This is a genomic window from Nostoc sp. PCC 7524, assembly GCF_000316645.1.
Classification (GTDB): Bacteria; Cyanobacteriota; Cyanobacteriia; order Cyanobacteriales; family Nostocaceae; genus Trichormus.
This window is the reverse complement of the sequence record NC_019684.1, coordinates 5715573-5737806: the sequence shown is the minus strand read 5'-3', so window position 1 is coordinate 5737806 and position 22234 is coordinate 5715573. Positions and strand designations below refer to the sequence as shown.

Annotated in this window: 13 protein-coding genes and 1 pseudogene; 4 read left to right on the top strand and 10 right to left on the bottom strand. The window is 42.6% G+C overall.

Features of this window, described 5'->3' with window-relative positions; all coding sequences use genetic code 11:
* Positions 1-12 precede the first annotated feature (12 nt).
* The 4 genes from NOS7524_RS23350 to NOS7524_RS23335 all read right to left on the bottom strand — a co-directional run bounded on the left by NOS7524_RS23350 (position 13) and on the right by NOS7524_RS23335 (position 4448).
* Positions 13-1365, bottom strand: coding sequence for a polysaccharide biosynthesis/export family protein (locus tag NOS7524_RS23350; RefSeq protein WP_041555925.1), 1353 nt, complete (start codon positions 1363-1365; stop codon positions 13-15).
* Positions 1366-1403: 38 nt separating this feature from the next.
* Positions 1404-2135 (bottom strand): cyanoexosortase B system-associated protein, encoded by a 732-nt coding sequence (locus NOS7524_RS23345; RefSeq protein WP_015140945.1) that lies wholly within the window; start codon positions 2133-2135, stop codon positions 1404-1406.
* A 149-nt stretch (positions 2136-2284) separates the two neighbouring features.
* Positions 2285-3187, bottom strand: coding sequence for a cyanoexosortase B (crtB, locus tag NOS7524_RS23340; RefSeq protein ID WP_015140944.1), 903 nt, complete (start codon positions 3185-3187; stop codon positions 2285-2287).
* Positions 3188-3275: 88 nt separating this feature from the next.
* Complete coding sequence (locus NOS7524_RS23335; RefSeq protein ID WP_015140943.1) at positions 3276-4448, bottom strand: DegT/DnrJ/EryC1/StrS family aminotransferase; 1173 nt, start codon at positions 4446-4448, stop codon at positions 3276-3278.
* An 886-nt stretch (positions 4449-5334) separates the two neighbouring features.
* Here NOS7524_RS23335 and NOS7524_RS23330 point away from each other — a divergent pair.
* Together NOS7524_RS23330 and NOS7524_RS23325 are read left to right on the top strand one after the other, a co-directional pair.
* Positions 5335-6894: a GAF domain-containing sensor histidine kinase gene (locus NOS7524_RS23330; protein ID WP_015140942.1), complete on the top strand. Its 1560-nt coding sequence runs from the start codon at positions 5335-5337 to the stop codon at positions 6892-6894.
* Between the two features lie 213 nt (positions 6895-7107).
* On the top strand, positions 7108-8535 hold the full coding sequence (locus NOS7524_RS23325; RefSeq protein ID WP_015140941.1) for an IctB family putative bicarbonate transporter: 1428 nt from the start codon (positions 7108-7110) through the stop codon (positions 8533-8535).
* A 116-nt stretch (positions 8536-8651) separates the two neighbouring features.
* Here the strand turns inward: NOS7524_RS23325 and NOS7524_RS23320 are convergent, their stop codons facing one another.
* The 3 genes from NOS7524_RS23320 to NOS7524_RS27930 form a co-directional block, all read right to left on the bottom strand.
* A complete protein-coding gene (locus NOS7524_RS23320) occupies positions 8652-8936 on the bottom strand; it encodes a WGxxGxxG family protein (protein WP_015140940.1) in 285 nt (94 codons plus the stop codon).
* 248 nt (positions 8937-9184) lie between these two features.
* The gene (locus NOS7524_RS23315) at positions 9185-10270 is read right to left on the bottom strand and encodes a hybrid sensor histidine kinase/response regulator (protein ID WP_015140939.1); all 1086 of its coding nucleotides are present in this window, start codon (positions 10268-10270) and stop codon (positions 9185-9187) included.
* A 12-nt stretch (positions 10271-10282) separates the two neighbouring features.
* A complete protein-coding gene (locus NOS7524_RS27930) occupies positions 10283-14869 on the bottom strand; it encodes a PAS domain S-box protein (protein WP_015140938.1) in 4587 nt (1528 codons plus the stop codon).
* Between the two features lie 306 nt (positions 14870-15175).
* On the opposite strand from NOS7524_RS27930, the gene NOS7524_RS23305 reads away from it, so the two are divergent.
* Both NOS7524_RS23305 and NOS7524_RS23300 read left to right on the top strand, forming a co-directional pair.
* Positions 15176-15739: a DUF1517 domain-containing protein gene (locus tag NOS7524_RS23305; protein ID WP_015140937.1), complete on the top strand. Its 564-nt coding sequence runs from the start codon at positions 15176-15178 to the stop codon at positions 15737-15739.
* Positions 15740-15808: 69 nt separating this feature from the next.
* Positions 15809-16666: a hypothetical protein gene (locus NOS7524_RS23300; RefSeq protein ID WP_041555431.1), complete on the top strand. Its 858-nt coding sequence runs from the start codon at positions 15809-15811 to the stop codon at positions 16664-16666.
* A gap of 112 nt (positions 16667-16778) precedes the next feature.
* On the opposite strand, the gene NOS7524_RS23295 is transcribed toward NOS7524_RS23300, so the two are convergent.
* The 3 genes and pseudogenes from NOS7524_RS23295 to NOS7524_RS23285 all read right to left on the bottom strand — a co-directional run bounded on the left by NOS7524_RS23295 (position 16779) and on the right by NOS7524_RS23285 (position 21794).
* On the bottom strand, positions 16779-19379 hold the full coding sequence (locus NOS7524_RS23295; protein ID WP_015140935.1) for a polynucleotide kinase-phosphatase: 2601 nt from the start codon (positions 19377-19379) through the stop codon (positions 16779-16781).
* Between the two features lie 20 nt (positions 19380-19399).
* Positions 19400-20233, bottom strand: a pseudogene (locus tag NOS7524_RS23290) (ion transporter).
* A gap of 172 nt (positions 20234-20405) precedes the next feature.
* Complete coding sequence (locus NOS7524_RS23285; RefSeq protein ID WP_015140934.1) at positions 20406-21794, bottom strand: 3' terminal RNA ribose 2'-O-methyltransferase Hen1; 1389 nt, start codon at positions 21792-21794, stop codon at positions 20406-20408.
* Positions 21795-22234 lie beyond the last annotated feature (440 nt).

Genomic DNA, 22234 nt, shown 5'->3' with positions numbered 1-22234 from the left:
AAAAGACATATTTTAATTGCCGCCGCCGAAGTTTTCAAAGAAATTCAGGAACGACCGAATATTGAAAAATGGCTGAGTAATAGTGCTAAGAAAATTCGTAATTCTCCCAATTAGGTTGCGACCAACTACAATCACATCATTATCTTGCAGTGGCACATTTTGAGAGACATCACCAGCCAAAGCCTTCTTCGCATCTAATTTTTGGGTGACAGCTTTTCCTCGTTCCGCATCAAACCTTACTAAAGCAATATCTCGGAGGTTGGCAGTATCTAGATTAATTCCTCCCAAGGCATCGACAAAGCTACTACCGTTAGGCAGTGCTTGAGTAACAACTCCTCCAGCAGCGTAATTTAACACTCGAATTCTAATTTGCGGTACGGCTAAAGAGGAACGAGCAACTAAATTGCGATCGTAACCGTCATCTGTACCAATTTCACGGCGTGGCACAATAATGGCATCACCATCCTGCAAGCGTAAGCTAGGTAGCGACCCATCATTTTGTAATGTTCCGTACAAATCAATGTTTTGAGCAATTGTCGAACCATCCATCAACCGACGACGCACCTGCACCTGTCGCAAGTCAGCACCGATGGTAGAACCACCGGCTGTGAGCAAAGCATCAGCAACACGGGGTATTGATGAAGCAATACCATAAATCCCTGGTCGAAAAACTTCCCCACTGATAGTTACTTGCACCGGACGGGGAGTTGCTAGTGACACCACCAACATCGGATTGACTACAATGCGGCTTAAACTCAAGCGGATTTTTTCTTGTGCTTCTTCTAAACTTAAGCCTTGTACAGAGACAATTCCGACTTGTGGCACTACAATATTGCCTTCGGGACTAACTTGAGCTTGAAAACTCAAATCAGGACGCTGCGCCGTCAACGCTAACACCACAACAGGATTAATTACATAACGATTGAGTAACAAGCGAATTTTTTCTTGTGCTTCTTGCAAAGTTAAACCTTGCAGTGGCACTGTTTCTAGTAGTGGCACAATGATATTGCCTTCCAGGTTAATCGTCGATTGAAAGCTTAAATCTGGAAAGCGTTGCACAATAACACTAATTCCATCTCCTGGTCCTAAGCGATAAGGACCAGCCGGACGTTCAAAGGTGACGTTAATAACATCCCCTGGACCTAACAAGTAACGGTTGAATTGGGGAGAAATTTCGTTATTTCCGCTAGCAGGTAAAAGCTCGGTCTCTGGTGGAGGTGAAGGGAACTGCACTGGTAATTCCCCTGAAGGCGGTGAAGTTTGAGCAACTACAGGTTGAACAGTATTTAAGAAAATCCCCGCTTGAACACTGGCAAAGCAAAGGGCGCTAAATGCACGCATATAAAAGTTAGTCACTATTAACATTGCTGACTTTAAGAATATATTGCCAGGAGCCATTACACTCATTGAGTTGTATTGAAAGCACCTGCCATCAATGTAGTTTGTACTATTTCACCAATAGACTGTGCTAGAGGCCAAGTAGTTTCCACATCACCTAAAGGTTCCATAGGAACCAGGATACTGACAGCAACCCAAGGCACACGTTGTTTTTGCCATTGTGCTACTTGATCTGCCAAAAACCAGCGCAAAGGGGATGCGTAACCACCATTTGGTAAAGCGTACCATTGTAAGACAGCAAAGGTTTCTTGATTTGTAGAAACACGAAAGAATCTAGCTTCAACTTTTGTTGGAGTATTTGCCGATTTAGGTGAATCTTTGATCATCAACTGAGCAGAACGTTCTTGAGCTTCATCCCATTTACCCCAACGAAATTTGCCCCAGCCGCTAATATCTGTCCATTCGATTTCCGGCTGATCTTTGGGTCCATTTTGCGGTAACAGCAGCAAGATAACTCTGTTTTGTGAGCTGTCTTGCTGAAGGAGTTGCAAAGACCATTTATGTTCACCAACCTGTTGTTCTACTTGTTCAATAGTTTTCCATCCCGGCAAAGTTAACCCCTTAGCACGTATTTCTTTTAATGCCTTGAGGTTAGTAACTGGTGGTGGTTGTTTCCATGACCATTTTCCTGTGAGGTATCCGGGAACTGCTCCTACTGCCAATAACAGTAGCAACAACACCAACACAACTACATAAGTCAACCGCTTTTCTCTAATGAACTTAGATAAGGAAATCATTAGTAAAAATTGCTATATTTACGCAAAATTTTACTTGAAAAAATCACACTATGGGTTCAGTAAAATTAACGTAGTGGTAGGAAGGGTACTGTTCGCTGTTCGTGTAGCGGAATGCCAGCCCTTCCTTACCCTAGTAAAAATTAAGAAAATTAACTCTCCCCTCTATCCCCTGCTTCTGAAGTGTCTATAGGTGCTGATAAATATTGATCCATCCAATTGAGCAGAGGTACTAATGAAAGTAGCATCAAAGCAGAGTAGAGATCACCGCCCCAACTATCGTGTAGCCATGTAAATGCGGCTTCTTGACCTGTGCCGTGAAAGAAACTAAGTAAAGTATTACGAATAATATTGGCAATAATGCTAATGACAACAGCAATAGATAAAAACCAAATTGTTGTTTGGCGTGAAGATAAAGCACCTGTCCAATACAGCAGCATTAAACTGACGTAGATAGTCGTAAATAGCATTTTCAGCCCTGCACAGTAGGGAGCCACTTCCACAATTCTGCCAGCGATATAGATATTGATACCTTCAACAACTACTTCCATGCCAGACTGATTCAAGATGAAGCCTGCTGTACCTGCAATGAAACTTTGGAGAGGGAAAGTGTAAGGAGCAATCAGGTAAGGCATTGCTGTGGGGGTAGCTAAAAACACTAATAGCAGAGGGAACCATTGTAATCGTAAGCCTGGGATACCTTTAAACCACAGGCAAAGAGCAGCCAATATAGCGGGCAATGAAAGATTAACCCATTCTGTAACACCGCTTAAATAAAAAATTCCCCCAATTACCAGTAAAGCTACGCCCAAGAAATGGGTTTGATCTGGCAACCGTTGCCACTGTTTCCGATGCTTCCAACTTAAGTAAGCAGCAAATGGCAGACCGATCAGCCCGTGGCTGAAGTATTCGTGTTCAATGCTAATCGTTTTGTGTAGCCATCCGTCCACCCAATGGATTAAAACAGGAGCATACAGCAGCATCAAAAGGGCTAAAATCCCTATGCTGAACAATTGGGCTGTGTTTCTATTTTTAATATGTTGCTGAAGTGCCATGATTTTAAGCAGTACAAAAACATCAGATATCTATAAAAGTAGCGATCGCCACTTTTTGCATATATTTGCATATACTACGTGTAATAGGTTACACTAATTCCGTAGTAGATGGAGAGTTATCTGTAAAATCACCAACTACACGGCCAATAGCTGCTACAACTTCTCGGATTTGGCTATGGCTCAAACCAGGGTACATTGGTAAAGAGAGTATCTCCTGGGCTAGCTTTTCTGCTTGAGGAAAATCTCCGCTTTGATAACCTAAATTGGTAAATGCTGGCTGAAGATGACAGGGTATAGGGTAGTGAATACCAGTTTGAATCCCTGCTGCTGTTAATTCTGCTTGGATTTGCTGGCGTTTTACAGGACAAGCATCGGTAACTCTGATGACATAAAGATGATAAACATGACCTGTACCACTTTGATTGTGCATGGGGATAATACCAGCAGCAGCTAAAGGTGCTAGTTCTAAGTCATATTGTTGGGCAATACTAAGGCGATCGCGATTCCACTGGGGTAAATGTGGTAGTTTTTCTAGTAAAATTGCTGCTTGCAATGTATCCAAACGGCTATTTGTTCCCATCTCTAGATGTACATACTTTTGGGATGAGCCATAATTTCTGATGCGAGTCGCTTTTTGAGCAATATCTGCATCATTGGTGAGCAGCATTCCCCCATCGCCTAAAGCCCCTAGGTTCTTACTGGGATAAAAACTAAAGGCGGCGGCTACACCTACACTTCCAGCTGTATACCCTTCTCTGTGGGCTAAGTGTGCCTGAGCTGCATCTTCAAAAATTAACACGTTGTATTGATCGGCAAAATCCAGTAACTGTTGAGGAGATACCATCTGGCCATACAAATGAACGGGAATAATGGCTTTAGTTCGGGGTGTAACCGCTTTGGCTGCTGCTGCTATATCAATTAAAGCTGTTGCCGGATCACAATCTACAAGGATGGGTTTGGCTCCCGCCTGAAGCACTCCAATCAGTGTGGCGACAAATGTATTTACTGGTAAAATCACCTCATCCCCAGCCCCAATGTTACACGCTTGCAAACCTAGTGCGATCGCATCAGTTCCCGATGCTACACCCACACCGTATTTTGCTCCAGAGGCTTTGGCAAAGGCTACTTCAAATTCTGCCAGTGCTTTTCCTAAAATAAAATCCCCTTGCTGCAAAATTGTCTCAATTGCCTGTTGGATCTGAGTGTGGATTAACTGGTGTTGTAACTTTAAGTCTACGAAAGGGATTCTTATATTAGTCATTGCTAGTTAGCCTCAAAATTAAATGTCATTATTTTATCTACCTATATCTATGATGACTTGATGACTTCAAAGTAAACTTTGTTGCCATCATTAATTTTAAAATCTTAGTAAAAATTTTATAAATTTTGGCAGAGGTCTAAATTTTTATGAGGTCATAAATATGAAATATGGTTAATAATACAAGTCCTAGCAGACTGTTTGATGAGCAAAATTTTTATGCAGTTAGTTTAATTCTTGTTTAAGAAAAAATAAAGACAATTGATGAGAACTGATGCACTTTGAGATAAACGTCTTTTTCCGAGTAGTCAGGGAGTAAGAATTATATGTAAAAGTATTCTGTTTCAGGCATTTCTGCAAAATAGCAATGTTGCCAATACTGAAAAATTTTACCCAACCTTTGTTGATATCGCCAGTTCATTGAATAAAATTTTGGGCAAAAAATCTAGTAGTGTTTTAATTACATAATTAGTGGAATGACATGAGAATTCATCATTAAATTCCTTAATGCTCATAACTAACCCTAAGCAAGGCTAAATTTATCTGGTGTGAGTATCATTAGCATAATTTATTATTAAAATAATTGCTGGACTTTCTACCATATCTGAATCTTGTACTGTTACTGTTATGATACCCGCATACAAGTGTAGACTAACATGACCTGTTATCTAAACAGCCAACAATGTTTCTGGGATCATCCCAACCAAAATATTGAACACTTGTATTATAATACACATACTATCCCCTATTTCCATCAGGGGAATAAAATTTTTGTCCAACTTGTTTGTCGGCAGCAAAATTGGGGAATGCTTAAAAATAGCAAATCATAACCCAGTAATAGTGGTTATATAAATTACAATATCGAGCAATTATCAAGGTAACGGTGGCAATGGTAGAGCCGGATAACAAATTTTTTGTTCTTAAGGATGGTTGGGCTTCTCACGAAACAAGAGAACAACAACGCCTCAAAGCATTGTCAGAATTAGGTTTGCGACATCCAGAAACAATCCCAGTTTTTGAAGAGGCTACTCAAACTGCTGCTCACTTTTTGGAAGCACCAATTTCCGTTTTAGGATTTATAGATCAAGAACGTCATTGGTTTAAGTCAGCTGTAGGCTTATCTAGACTGGGGCTGATGAATCATTTAGCACAAAGCCGTCAGCTGTTACGCGGTGAGTCTTTTTGTACTCAGGTTGTAGAAAACCTGCAAACTGTTGTCATTAATGATACGCAAAAACTAACTAATTCGACACTTATTACTAGCAAGCTTGTACAGGAATATGGTATCCGTGCTTACCTAGGCGCACCATTGATAGACGCGACTGGTAATTGCCTGGGTGCATTAGCTGTCATGGATTTAGTACCGCGCAATTTTACTCATCGAGACATTGAGTTTCTACAGATTATAGCCCGTTGGAGTATGAGTGAGTTTGAGCGCAATCAACTCCTGATGGCTGGAACAGTAGAAAAAATCAGTCTGAAGAGTGCGCCTTCCTTGTTACTCAATGACGAACTTGTCACTGAGATCAAAATTACTTCACCTAGTTTAGAGAAAAAAACTGTTGGCACTAAGCAAATCCAATTAGAACTTTTAGCACAACTGACTCAGGAATTACGTACACCTTTAACATCTGTCTTAGGTATGGCGAGCGTCTTAGGGCGTGAAATTTATGGGCCTTTAACTACTAAGCAAAGAGAATACCTAGATATCATCCAACACAGTGGTCGATACTTACTTTCCTTGGTTAACGAAATTACCGAACTAGGAACAATAGAGGATAACTCAACTGAGTTAAATCTAACTCCTGTAGATATTGAGATGCTCTGTCAACAGGCTATCAATACTTTAGAAGAAGCAGCTAATCGTCGTGAGCAAGATATTCGCCTATCTATCGAACCAGGGCGTGGACGTATTTGGCCTTTGGATAAAGATAAAGTCCGACAAATACTATATCACCTGATTTTTAGCGTGATTCAACTCTCTGCTACGGGTAGTATTGTGCGGATTCATGTCTCTTACAAGGAAAATACACTCAATATTACTGTCTGGGTTTCCCATCCCTGGTTAGGAGATGGTATTACTGAGGTTGATCCTTATTTTCGGCTCAACTCATTATCTCTACTAGAGTTGACCAATGAAGCAGCTCCTTACAGTCTTCATCTGGATCATCAGGAGGAAACTGGCAACCTACCCATCACACTAGAGAAGTTACATCATCTGAATGAGAATGATGAATCTCATATCTTAGCTGACAGTGTTGATGGCGATGTCACTCAAGTCAAAGGCCATTTGTCCCGTGAAAGCTTAGGTTTGTTACTTAGCTGCCAGTTGGCAGAATTGCATGGGGGACAAATTTCTATCCAAGGTTCACCAGAGTCAGGACATCGCTATGTACTGAGTTTGCCACTGCAAATGACCACTACCTCAGAAGTTAGCGATATTTCTTAAAAAATCTCTATTTTTAAGTATGGTCAATAATTTCATGATTATTTTCAATTATTAACTGGAATTAACTAGGATGGCTTTGCCCTTAATATCTAAGCTAGGTCTTGGTAGGCAAAGCCCGCCCTAAATTACCCCATTATTACCCGTTTTGAATCAGCCGCATTATGATCAAGTCCAAGTGCTAAAAGTGCTTGCTCTTTGATCACAGCGTGTTTTATGAATTTAGTCTGGCAACGGTTTACTTTATCGTATTTACCGCTAAAAGAATATTTAGCGACCAGTTACCTACGCCGTTATCTGGTGGGGTTGTTATTTTCTTGGCGGCAAAGCAGTGTGTTAATGCAGTGGGGAGATATCTTAGCTGCTGCCTTACTCAGCTTGGTATATGCGCTTGCCCCTTTTGTGTCTAGTACCCTGGTTGGGGTATTGCTATTAGCTGGGGTGGGATTGTGGTTATTGTTGACTTTAACTGATGAACCAACAGTCACAAATAGTTCTTTATTTACACCGATTCATCTTTTAGTGTTGTTGTACTGGGGAATTGCGGTAGTCGCCACAGCTTTATCACCAGTTAAAAAAGCAGCATTAACTGACTTAATCACCTTGACGCTGTATTTGCTGTTATTTGCTCTTTGTGCTAGGGTGTTGCGATCGCCTCGTTTAAGGTCTTGGATAATCACCCTTTATTTGCACGTCACACTGATTGTCAGCGTCTACGGTTTGCGACAATGGTTTTTTGGTGCGGCACAGTTGGCTACTTGGGTTGATCCAGAATCTCCCTTATCTAAGACCACTAGGGTTTACAGTTATTTGGGTAATCCTAATTTGTTAGCTGGTTATCTTGTACCAGCCGTAGTTTTCAGCCTAGTGGCTATTTTTGCTTGGCAAAGCTGGGTGAAAAAGGCACTAGCATTAACAATGCTGATTGTCAATACTGCCTGTTTAGTATTAACTTTTAGTCGTGGCGGTTGGATTGGTTTGTTAGTGGCTTTGTTGAGTGCGATCGCTTTGTTAGTTTATTGGTGGTCTGTGCAGATGCCTCCTTTCTGGCGTACTTGGTCGCTACCGATTCTCTTAGGAGGGGTCATTGCTATATTAGTGATGGCAGTAATTTTCGTTGAACCAGTACGTCTGCGGATTTTTAGTATCTTTGCTGATCGCCAAGATAGCAGTAATAATTTTCGCCGCAATGTCTGGGACGCGGTGTTTGAGATGATCCGCGATCGCCCCATTATCGGGATTGGCCCCGGTCACAATTCATTTAACAAAATCTACCCTTTTTACCAGCGCCCTCGTTATACTGCTTTGAGCGCCTATTCCATTTTTCTAGAGGTAGCTGTAGAGACTGGTTTTATTGGTCTTGGCTGTTTTCTCTGGTTAATAATAGTGACTTTAAATACAGCGTTTATGCAATTGCGACGATTGCGACAATTAAGAAACAAAGAAGGATTTTGGTTAATTGGGGCATTTGCTACTTTGTTGGGGATGCTAGCTCATGGCTCAGTAGATACTATCTGGTTTCGCCCGGAAGTAAATACCCTGTGGTGGCTGATGGTTGCCTTGATAGCCAGCTATTGGACACCTTTAAACAATGACCAGACTTCAGAAGTTAACTCACCCAACCCAGAACCAGCAGCCAGCTAAAGTTTGAATAGGTAGAGAGGCACGGCATCATTGAAGTTATTAGTTTCAACAATACAAGTTTTCGCCGCCGTGCCTATAATCATTAGGACACAAAAATTGATCAATGACGGATCGGCTTAGTCTCTGTAAGTGGTAGCTCCAGGTGCATTGGGGTCGCGATAGCGGGTTGGTTCTTCATGATCTCTTCTGCCTTTACCTGCTAACCCAGCTAAACCTAATAGGCCAATTAAACCCAGCCAACCCCAATCAAAAGTATCGCGTCGCTCATAAGTTGTTGTCCTGGGGACGGTATCAACTCTCGGATCAGTAACCTGAGCTTGAGCAGGTAAACTAAAAGGTAAAGTCGCCATACTTAAAGATAGAACAGCAGCCCCAACAGATGTGGTAAAGTGATTTTTCATGGTAAAAGTTCCTTGTTGCTTCCACAGTTAACCACAACTGTATCGATTCCCAACGCTAGCAGTATCAATCTGCGGCTATAGACTGGGCGTTTGCTCAACTCACGCTGAAGATATACCAGTCGCCATATAGATATAGATTAGGACATCCAACAATCCTAAAACCGTTACAATGAAAGCCTTTCACTTCTGTAACCTGTAACCTGTAACCTGTCACCTGCTAGACACAATAAAGGTTTTTTCCTCACTTCCTACCCCCTACTTTCTGGTAACAAGACTGTAAACACCGCCCCTTGAGGTTGATTATTTTCGACGGTAATTTTGCCACCGTGGGCTTCAACTGCCATTTTACAAAACGCTAAACCTAAACCTAATTGAGATACTTCTGGTATGAGCTTTCCTACTTCGTATTTCTCAAAAATGCACTGTTTGAGGTCTTCGCTGATTCCTGGGCCTAAATCAGCAATCTGAATTATCGCTCCGCCTGCATCCCAATCATTTACCCTCAGCACAACTTGGCTATTTTGAGGAGAGAATTTGATCGCATTAGAAACCAAGTTATCTAGGACTCTACGAAAGATGGCAGGATCTAAATTGATACTAATGTGAGGTTGAGGTAATTGGATGATGAGTTCCAGATGTTTTTGAGATGCGATCGCCTCAAAGTTGGCTAATACTGATCTACAAAGACCACAAAGGTCTGTTTCGCTCAAGTTTAAAACCATTTTGCCAGATTCTAACTTGGCCATGAGTAACAGATGATCAATCAACGATTGTAACTGCTGTACACAAGAGACAATCTGCTCAATCTTATTTTGCTGTCTTAAAGTTGGAAAATCAGGTAATTTAAGAATTTCCGTTGCTAGCAAAATCGAGGTTAGGGGATTTCGCATATCATGCAAAATCATATTTACCATGTCTTCCCTAAGTTGGAGCAATGCCTGTAACTGGTCATGCTGATGCTTAATTCGCAGCATTGAGTTTACCCTGGCACGTAACTCTAAACCATTGACAGGTTTACTGATAAAGTCATCTGCACCTGCGGCTAGACACTTGGCTAAGTCTTCTTTGGCAGTCAAGGCTGTCACCATGATGATCGGAATATGCTGCCACTGAGAATTAGCTTTTATGCGTCTGCATACTTCAATACCATCTAAGTCCGGCATCATCACATCTAATAAAATCACATCCGGCTGAAATATTTCCAGACGCTCCATTGCTCGCTGACCGCTAGCAGCATAGTTTAGGTGATAACCTTCATGAAAAAGTAGAGTTTCAATTACATCAAAATTATCTGGTTCATCGTCAATGACTAAGATAAATGGTTGATTATCCATTGAATATAGAAATTAACTTGTTAATAAGTTTTGAATGATATTTGTCAGTTCTCTGAGTTTGACGGGTTTATTTACGTACTCATTTGCCCCGGCTTGGAGACATCTTTCGCGATCGCCTGGCATAGCTAAGGCAGTCAAGGCTACAATGGGAACCTGAGCCAGTTCTCGATGTTGACGGATACGGCGGATAGCTTCTAATCCATCTATACCGGGCATTTGAATATCCATTAAAATCAAGCTGGGGTGTTGTGATCTAGCCAAGTCAACAGATGTTTCTCCATCACTAGCCAGGATCAGCCGATACCCCCGACTTTCCAGATAGCTAGAAATAGTTTCGATATTAGCCTGATTATCTTCTGCTAACAGAATTAATGGTGATTCTGTAGTTAGATCAATGGGTGATTGCCGTACCTCGGCTGATTGTACATCTGGTGTCAGTTGAGGTGATTTAAATTTTTGGTATGTGTCAGGTAAACGCACTGTAAAGCAACTACCTTTGCCTACTTCACTACTGACTGTGACGTTTCCTCCATGCAACTCGGCGATTTGACGTACTAACGCTAATCCTAATCCTGTACCGGTATACTGACGGTTAAGACGGCTGTCAATCTGTACAAAAGATTGGAATAATTTGCCCATATCCTCTGGAGCGATGCCAATACCTGTATCGATTACTGCAAAGCTGATCCAATCAGATGATTGTGATGTTGGGGATTGAGTATTTCCCTGGGTGTGATAGGTTTCAATTCTTTCCCTTCTCGCTGCTAAGATGACAGACCCGCCTTCTGGTGTAAATTTTACGGCATTATTGAGCAGGTTAATTAACACCTGCCGCATCCGTCGTTCATCTACGGCAATATCTTGGACAGTGTTTTGAATATTCAACCTGAGTTGAATTTGCTTTTGAGATGCCATTTGTTTGACAAAAGCCAAACTGGACTCACACAAATAATTTACAGCAATGGGAGCTATTTCTAGTTCCAGTTTACCCGCTTCGATTTTTGCTAAGTCTAAAATGTCGTTAATCAGTTCTAGTAAGTGTTTACCACTACGCTCGATAGTAGTCAAAGCTCGTTGTTGCTTTTCTGTTAAGTTGCCAAATACACCATCTAGCAAGCCTTCAGACATCCCTAGGATAGCGTTGAGGGGTGTACGCAACTCGTGACTCATACTCGCTAAAAATTCATCTTTGAGGCGGGTAGCACGGGCTAATTCGTGATTGGTATGCAAAAGTTGCTCATTCAACTCCGACAAAGCTGCTTCTGCTCGTTTGCGATCGCTCAGTTCGGTTTGCACCTGTTGATATAAATCTGCTTGCTGAATAGCCACCGATAATTGACTGGCGATTTGCTGGAGGAGATTAGCTTCATCTGTTTGCCATTGACGTTTTTTACCACAGGCATGGATGCTGATTAATCCCCAAACTCTGGGAGGTTGGTTGTCTAACTTTTGGGCAATGGGGGCGACAATTTTAGATTGCACCTGTGCTTCAGCCATAAACTCAGCTAAACATTCTCCCCAGAGATCATTTTGGGTATCGGTGACAATGCGGACATTACCATCACGATAAAATTGATATAACTCATGAGGAGAACATTCATCTTGCCATAGCCTACTTTTTATAGATGGATAGTCCGGCACAACTGATTCTTCCAACACCACCCCAGATCCGTTGGGCATGAGGCGAAAAATTAAGGCGCGTTCCGCTTGAAAGGTTTGCCTAATTTCGTTAACGGCTGCCGAAAGAATTGACTCTAAATCTAGAGATTGGCGGATATGTTGGGTAATATTTCTGAGGAGTCTTTCGCGCTGTGCTTGTTTTTGCAGGATTTCCTCGGCGTGTTTGCGATCGCTAATATCTTGAATCACACCAATTAAGTATTCTGGTTCACCAGAGAGCGATCGCACCAAGGAAATAGTGACGTATGCCCAGACACACTGGCTTTGTTTGTGGATATACCGTTTTTCGTGGGCAAAGGTGTGAATTGCCCCAGATAAGAGACACTGTATTTGCTCTCTACTAACAGTAATATCTTCAGGATGGGTGATGCTTGTAAAGCTTCTGCCCAGTAGTTCTGCTTCTGAATAACCAACAATCTCACAGAATTTTTGATTCATGCGAGTGAATCTGCCCTGTAAATCAGCTTCGATCATCCCGACATTGGCTTGCTCAAAAGTAGCGCGAAAGCGAGCTTCACTCTCTTTTAGTGCTGCCGTGCGTTTGATAACTTTCGTTTCTAGTTCTTCATTCAGGTGTTTTAGGGCCTCTGTAGCACGCTGACGTGCTAATTCGGCGGCAGCACGGGCTGCAAATACCCGCAAAGTCGCTTCGAGGCGTTCTGGTTCTTCTATCGGGCGCGTATTGAGAATACAGAGGTTGCCTATAACTACACCATTGTTATCCCATAGTGCTACACCTAAATAGCTCTGGGCTTGCATCCCTTGCAAATCAAAATCTTGGGGAAATTCCTGAATAACATTACGAGGACAGTAATATACGCCCTGTGACAGCGCCTTTTCACAGGGCGTACAAGCTATGTTGTAGCTGATGGGAGGTTGTAATTCTTCATCGGCAAAGAACCCCAAGGTATGTAAGCGATCGCCCATTAGTTCCGATACCAGCACGTAGGGAGCATCAAGGGCTTTTGCTGTATAGCGCACCAAAGCTGAGAAAAATTCTGTACCCGTCACGGTAGCAGTGCCTTCGACTAGGGTGCGTAAAGATTCTTCAGCGCGTTTGCGACCAGTAATATCAGCACCAGTACCTATAAGGCGATATATACGCCCACTTTCATCTCGTAGGGGTTTGAGTGTGATTAATATCCAATAGCTGCGATTGGTTTTGAAATTAGTAATGTATTCTTCGTAGGAAAAAGGTTTACCTAACTTGACACAAGTTTCGTAATATCTGGATTGTGATTGCCCACAGGATTGACAAAACACCTCTTGGGGAGTTTTACCTTGTATTTCTAAAAAACTAATACCAGTGAATCTTTCAGCAACAGGATTCCAAGCGACATAGCGATATTCGCCCTGACTATCAATTTCTAAGGCAAAAATGGCTTGCTCAACATCTTCATAGATGGCTCTGAGAAAACTCTCGCTCTTTTGCAGTGCAATTACTGAACGTTGGCGTTCAATGGCAATACCGGCAATGTAGGCAGCCAGGGTAATTGTTTCGATATCAGATGGTTGGGGTGTTTTAACTTGACGATAATACACAGCAAATGTACCCACCATCTGACTATCACTGGCAATAATGGGAGCTGACCAGCAAGCCCGTAAATCATAACTCAAAGCTAGATCCTTAAAATCTTTCCACAGAGGATCATTGGCGATATCCGAGACAATTACTACTTGCTGGCGATAAGCAGCTGTTCCACAGGAGCCAACACCCTCACCAATCATCATGCCATCCCCAATACGGACGTAATCTGGTGGTAAGTTGAGGGATGCACCGTGGCGTAAACGATTTTCTTCGTCTAGCAGCATAATACAAAACAGCGCGCCATCAAATTGCTGTTCCATACCTGCAATCAGAGTATGGAGAACATCTGTTAATGGTTCCCCTCTAGCAATCCGGGCTAAAATGCAGTTTTGTAGTTCCAATTGCCTTGCAATCCGTTGGCGTTCCCGGAGTGCAGCTTGCTGTTCGCTAATATCTGTGATAGTACCTACATAACCAATACAATTACCAGTGCTATCTGTTGTGGGTGTGGCACGCACAACCGCCCAAATGACTTTACCCTGTGGATTTTGGTAACGGCATTCCGTGAGAAAAGGCTGTTGGTTGGTAACGGTACTATACCACTCATCAATGACGCGATCGCGATCGTCTGGATGCAGGGCTTGTGACCAGTTTGTGCCTAATGCCTCTGCCATAGCCAAGCCTGCAATTTCTTCCCATTTGGGATTGACGTACTGGCAGTTACCTTGGTGATCTGTATAAAAAATACCGACTGGAGCATTTTCAGTGAGAGCTACATAGCGGCCATCACTATTTCTAAAAGCTGGTTGAGTCTGTTTAACTACTGTAATCTCTGTAACTCTACCCTGGTCAGCTTGGACATTGCCATTCTCCAGTGAATTTAATAACTGCAACTGACTCTGTTTTACAGAACTCAGTGCATTCATTAAACTTTCATAGGTGATTAAACCAGTGACCAACCCATGATCATCAACTATAGGTAAATGCCGAATTTGATGCTGACAAAATAAGTTTAATGATACGGAGGGATGATTTAACTGAGAATACTTTAGGGTAATTACAGGATAGGTCATAACTTCACCCATGCTGACTTCAGACAAATTGCGCCCTTCCGCACTCCAGCGCACCACATCCTGCTCTGTGCAGATGCCCACCAGTTGACTATTTTCCATCACTAACACACAACTGGCTTGGGCGGCGATCGCTAGCCAAGACTGATTGCCATCGGTCGAGAGTGAGCTGCTTCTTGTGTTACTCATTAACCGCAATGCCTCTATTGCAGGCATATCAGTATTAACCACCAAAGGATGACGGATCATCGCTACTGTCAGCAGAAGATCCAAGTTCTCTATTTCTGCCTCAGCAATATCAACAGATAGATTCGTATCCATGATTACAATAGCTTTAATAAAATGGCTGGTAAATTTTGCCAACTAATTTACTTTTATAAACCAAAAAGCAACGCAAATCTCACATTAATTGTCTATCTTTAGAGAAAATTCATACTGAAGTTTTTCTAATTGAAATTATACAATTTAGCTAAAAAAGGGAGTGGGGAGCAGGTTTTTTCAGGTTGAACCAATGATGATTTTGACGTTGGTTTTCGCGGTCGGGTTGAAACATTAGTTGAGCATTACAGTTAAGATAGAGCCTAGAATTACTGATTTTACGTAGATAAAGAAATGTTCAACAGAATGATGGGTCGAACTCGCTATGTAGTTTGTCGCCTGTTTCTCCATTTGGGGGGATCTGATGTCGCACCGATTTTAGGAGAATTAAATCGGATTGCCAGAGAAGCGATTGATGCTGAGGGTGACTTGCAAGTTATGGGAGAAGGGTTAGTAGACCTTTGCGAAACCTTAGTGCGATACGATGAATACTGGCTCTCTGCTTCTAATGAAGGTGATGTCTTTTGGAATGAAGGCGAAGCGGGAGATTATGTTAATGACTTATTTAGTGATTCTGCCGAAAGATACGGTGCTGATTTAGAGATCAATTCTGGTGATGATCAGCCCTTATCCCTCCCAGTAACGCGCAACATTATAGTGATGATCACAGTTGCTTTTGAAGGAGAAGTTCCAGATTTAGAAACTGACTTAGCGAATATTCAGGCGTTGAAAGAAGGGTTGAAAGCCTTGATTAATCTACATTACAAACATAAACTCAGGGCTATTCAAGTACATTTCTCTCCAGCACGGTTAGGTGATGAACTGACGAATGATCAGCTGTTGCAATATTATCCAGAATTGATACCTTTGTAACTTAATGGGGTTGTCCGTACACTGCCCCCAGTAATAACTTGTTAAGCTCAGAGAGAAGCTTATAACGCCATGATCATGCCCATACTACGTAAATTTACAGCCTTTTTATTAGCTTTTAGTTTGTGCTTGACAACTGTCGCCTGTGGAGGAGGAACCCAAACTACATCCACAAATGGCAATGTTCGCCAAACTTCTACTGCTACCAAACTCAGTGATGGTCAGTATCAAGTCCAACAAGCCACTTATGATGATGCTTCTGGGGAGTACACCTTATTTCTACTCAACAGTACACCCCCAACATTTGCCACCGAAAATTTACAAATGGCAAGGCTGACTGACGAAGAAATCAAAGAAGGTAAAAAAACCTATCTGAAAGTAGATAGCGGACAGCCAGTTTTGTATCTCACTGAAGATTTTAAAATTGAGTACGTTCACAACGTCACAGAGACTAGAAATAATCCCCAGACAGGACAACCTGAAACGGTTGTAGTCCGCCGAGAAAGTAACTTCTGGACACCCTTTGCCGGAGCGTTGGCAGGTCAAGCATTGGGTAGCTTATTATTTAGACCCCAGTATTACGTACCACCTGTTTATCAACCCGGTACAATACTAACTGGCTACGGTGGCTATGGTAGAAGCTATGACCAAGCTGTTGATAGTTACCGGACTCGCTACAATTCAGCACCCGCAGCAGTCAGAAATCGGACTGCTTTTAGAACTACAGGCACAATTAGACGGTCATCTGGTAATACCAATGTCCGTTCTACAACACGTACTACAAACCGTCCCTCTGGTTCTGGTTTTGGTAGCAGTAATCTCAGATCCTCTGGTAAATCTAGTACAACTAGACGTAGCCCTAGCGGTAGTAGTTTTGGTAGTGGTCGTTCTCCTGCCCGGCGCTCAACTGGTTTTGGCAGACGGCGTTAGGTAGGGTAGGGAGTGGGGAGTGGGGATTGGGGACTGGGGATTGGGTAAAAGTTCTTCTCCTCTGCTCCTCTGCTGCCCTGCTCCTCTGCTCCTCTGCTCCCCTGCTCCCCCTCTACAATCGTGGGTCTACGGGTTCGCTTTCCAAGGCTAGAATACCAAACACGCATTCATGGACACGGCGTAAAGGTGCATGACTAACAAATCGCTCCAATGCTTCCACACCCAAGGCAAATTCACGCATGGCTAGGGAACGCTTGAGGGATAAACCCCGTTGACGCAGACGTTGCAAATTTTCTAAGGCTGAATATTCGGGGCCGTAAATAATTCGCAGATATTCTTGTCCGCGACACTTTACCGCAGGCTGCACAATACCCCGACTACCTTTGATGATGAATTGTATAGGTTTGACAACCATACCCTCACCCCCAGCTTGAGTCATTTCTGACCACCAATGCACCCCCTCAGCTTGGCTGCTAGGGTCTGTTAAATCGATGACTTTATAAGCAGTAGCTAGGAGTAAGGCGGGGTCTGAGTGACAGATTTTGGCGGCTTGTTCCATATGCCAACGATGGTCTTTGTCGATGTGAACAATTCCCTCAGTGGCTAGGATGTGGAAGGGGGCAAGTTTCAAATCTGCAATATCGTTCACTGTCCAGCAGTAGCGACGGTAAGCGGTAACGTATTGACTCGCCATCGCTGTGCGTTGTTGGTAGTGAGCAAGTTGAGTGGCGACATCTAGACCGCGATCGCTTGCTTGTTTTAATACAGTTATGGCATCATTTAAGGCTAGGTGTGATGCCACTCCCACAGGTGCATATTGTCCGCGTAGTAAACCTTGAGCTTTGGCTGACCACGGCATTAGTTCACAGTCTAAACACACCCAGTCTGTATTAAATTCCTCCCAAAAGTTGCTGTCAGTCAGAGCCGCATTCACCCGCCTTAAGACTTGCGCTTCTAATTCTGGGTCATCAAAAAAGCGTCTCCCTGTGCGGGTGTAGCAAATCCCGATACCTTCATCCACTACCCCAAATCTTTTTTCGGCGGCTGCGACATCGCGGCAAATCACGACAATTACCCGTGAACCCATGTGTTTTTCTTCACAGACAACTTCTGTAATTCCTTGGCTTTGGTAGTAGGTAAAGGCTTGGGTGGGGTGTTCCAAATATCCTGGTATTGAGGATGTCTCTGGTGGAGACATCGTAGGCGGTAGGTAAATCAGCCATTTGGGGTTAGCTGCAAACCGACTCATGATTTCTAAAGCCGCGATCGCATTTTCTGCCCGAATGGTAATATTTGGCTGTAGTTTGGTATTAATGAGCCGCTTACCCAAAACATCCTCAATATTCAGAACATCATCTAGTTCTTGCTGGACTGTACGGGTGATGCTATTCTCTCCCAATGGTTTAGATGGTTCGCGGTAAACACGAGCCGCAGGTACACTCACCAGTTCTTTTTCGGGATAGCGTAAGGCGGTAAGTTTGCCACCATACACGCAACCTGTATCAATATCAATCGTATTATTCAGCCATTCTGCTTCAGGGACAGGTGTATGTCCGTAGACAACTAACGCCTCACCTCGATAATCTCCCGCCCAGTTGTAACGCACAGGTAAGCCAAACTCGTCAATCTCACCTGTAGTTTCACCATACATAGCAAATTCCCGCACCGCACCAGAACCACGTCCTTGCATTTCCGCTTTCATCCCCGCATGAGCCACCACTAAGCGTCCATCATCCAGCACATAATGACTGATAAGGGAATCTAAAAATGCTGCAAGTTCTTGGGTGAAAGCTTCGCGCACTGCATCAGGTAACGCTTCCATTTCATCAATGCTTTGCTGTAAGCCATGAGTTACTCGGACATTTTTACCCCGTAATTTCCGCAAAAATTTGTGTTCATGATTTCCACAAACACACAAGCCTGTCCCGGCGGCGACCATATTCCGCACAAGCTTGACTGTATCTAGGATGCGGGGGCCACGGTCTACTAAATCACCCAGGAAGACAGCTTTACGTCCTTCTGGATGGTAATAAGTGGGGAAAGTCCAGAGGGACTGGGGACTAGATAAAAGTTCTGCTACCTCCTCTTCTGCTTTTTTCACGTAGCCTAACTGTTGCAGCAACGCCTCTAGTTCATCGCAACAACCATGAATGTCACCGATGATATCAAAGGGGCCGTGTTCGTGTTTTTTGTTGTTCCACAGGGGTTGAATTTCAATTTCGACAGATGCGATTTCCTCAACAGATTTCAGGGTGTAGACGTAGCGAAAACCCTCTTTTTCTAAACTGTGCAAGGAACGGCGTAACATTTGGGTGTGACGACGCACGACATGGGGGCCAAAATTGCGGTTACTCCTTTGCTGATTTCTGTCATGACATAATTCTTCTGGTAAGTCAAAAACTATAGCAACGGCAAAGTAATGATACTGTTTTGCCATTTGCAGTAAAATTTTGCGGTCTTCCGCCTGCACATTAGTAGCATCAATAACAGTAAGTTTACCAACAGCTAATCTTTTAGCTGCAATGTAGTGTAGAACATCAAAAGCATCCTTAGAGGCGGACTGATTATTTTCATCATTAGAAACTAAACCGCGACAAAAATCAGAAGACAACACTTCAAAAGGTGGAAAATGCTGGCGTGCAAAAGTCGATTTACCTGCACCAGAAGCACCGATGAGGATAATTAAAGATAATTCAGGGATGGTGATTTTCATTGATGTGATTGGTATCTATGTTAATTTTTGCAATCTTCTTCTGGGTCTATACTTCGCTGCAACAATGTTTGAATCTCAGCTCGCAACGCGGCAATTTCAGCTTGAAGGGCGGTAATTGATTTAGCTCCTGCTAATTCTGCTTCCTCATCGTCTGCATCTTGACCGATAAAGAAGGTTGCAAGAGTTGCTGTTACGTAGCCAAACACAGCGAACGCATATACTGCTAAGAAAAAGCACAGCACTCTACCTTCAGGGGTTTTAGGCCAATACTCAGAACCCATTGTGGTGATGAGCATTGCTGTCCACCACAGTGCATTAGCGTAGTCATTTAAACCAGATTCATTGGGCAAATCACTTTCAAACGCATACATTCCAGCTGCTCCTACTAGAGTAACAATGGCTGTTAGTGACAATACATAACCAAATCCTCGACGCTGAACAGTTGCGCCTAAAGCCCGCATTCCTCGATTGGTGCGTGTCATCACCCGTAAAAGTTTTAATCCTCTAACGGCTCTGACTGATGTTAGCGATCGCACTACTGTAACAATGCGAAAGGTACGCAAAGCAGGTATCATCAAAGAGATAGCGGTTAACCAATTGCTTTTGATATAGGAAAATTTACGCGGAGTCAGGATAATTTTAACTGCAAAATCGAGAATAAAAATCATCTAAATACTGATACCAATCACATCCACTAAAGGATTTAAACCCCAAATCAACTCAACTATAAACAGTGCTAACCAAACAAATGCTAGAATCAACATCGGGATTTCTAGCCACTCTTCTAGCTGTTGCAAAATCTCGCTGCGTTGTTCCTCAAGGTATTGTTTTCGAGAAAATTTAGGTTCATTCATAGTTGTTTTTGAATAACTTTGGCTCAAGGTTTAGCAACACCCTCTGAGAAAGTTTGTTGAATTTAATTGACTTATCTAAACAAAATCAGCAAGATATTGCTATCAATGTTTAATTTAATCAACCAATAGTTAAATGACACCAATCAGAGGGCTGGATTCTGAACACATGAAGTTAATTATTCAAGCTAAACAATGCCATTTGTGTAGGTGAACCAATTGCTGTATCTTCTTCTCCTATGGATTGAAACTCCACAGTGTAACCAAATTTTGCTGTGATATGATTTGCCCAGGTTTGAAATTGCGATCGCGTCCATTCAAAGCGGTGGTCTTTATGTCGCAATTTTCCCGCCGGGAGGTTGACAAATTTCACGTTATATTCAATATTGGGCGTTGTGACTATCACTATTTTTGGTTTAGCGAACTCAAACAAAACTCGCTCAAATGAACCCAAACGGGGTAAATCCAGATGCTCAATTACCTCAATTACAGTAGCAGCATCATAACCAGAAAAGCGTTTATCTTGATAAGTCAACGCACTCTGAATCAGTTGTAAACGTTCCCATTGATTACGGGGCAGGCGCAAACGGTCTAATCTTTCTTGAGCAATTTCTAATGACCTATAGGAAACATCTACACCTGTAACTTGCTCAAAAAAGCTATCTTTTAGGAGTATTTTTAATAAATTTCCTTGACCACAACCTAAATCAATCACGCGCCTAGCATTACTGTCTTTTAAAGCAGTAACTACTGCATTCATGCGCTGCTGATTCAAGCTAATTGGCTTTTCTACCGCCGCTTCTTCTTCAGCGTGACTTTCTTCTGTACTATCAGGGTCAGGATTATCTTCTTCTACTAACTGTGCTAAAGCTTGGCGTGTGAGGCGATGCTGGCGTTTGAGATAACGGCGAGTAATTTGTTCTTTAGCAGGATGTTGCGATAACCAACCCTCACCATGACGTAATAATTTGGCTATTTCTTCATCCCCCACCCAATAGTGTTTGTCGTCATCCAGTACGGGAATTAAAACATAGAGATGACTTAACAAATCGCTGACTGTGAGGGTGTTTTGCAATTCCACAGTGAAATATTTACTCTCTCCCCACTCTGGGAATTGCTCATCTAACAGATGACCTGTGGCTTTCACAGTGTAACCCAAAGGTTCAAACAATTCTCTTAAGAAACCTTCACCACCACGACAGGGTAATACAGATAGTTTTGCTAGCAAAGGTATCGGAGTTTGTGCTAATTCTGGTCTATCTTTACAGCGTCCACCTAAAGCCGTACTGAAAACTTGTGCGATCGCTACACTCATAAAAGATGATGCCACATAAGGGCGATCGTTTACATATTGTTCCAGTCTTGCACTCCTCCCCCGCACTAATTTTACCGGGTCAACATCCAACAGTAGCGCAACTGTACAACGCTCATCATTGGCTTCCGGGTAAAAGACGTGCGCCTGTCCAAAACTGAGAGCAAAGGACTGACAACGGTCTGGGTGTTTATGTAGTAGGTAGCCTAACTCCGTCGCTGGGGAGTGGATGGTGGTGATGGTCAGCAGCATTCACTGGTATGGAAATATGCGAATAGTAGATAAATACTGCTTCAGGGTAAGCGATTACGGAAATAAATCACAGTTTTGTTGAGGAATATTAAGTCTGTAAACGACATTCCGGCGCAAAATCAATCAGGATACTCATGTTAACTATGTCTTAATTACAACCATCGCCCAGAGCAGACACCACTCATTGCTAGCTTTCACAACTGAAAAGAAAAATTCAAGTTGCTTGATATCCTGGGTGAGTATGTTTGCTCAAGTTATTGTTGAAATAGAGTTTACTATTATCACGATAAAATTTAATTTTTCCCAGTCGATACATAAAAGTTATGCAGTTTTTACCAGGCAAAAAGTATTAATTTGATGGCGGACAGACTTAACTCAGATTACTAAGTCCTTAACTTTTCTGTATCGACATAACCAAGAATTTTCTAGGATACTCCGGC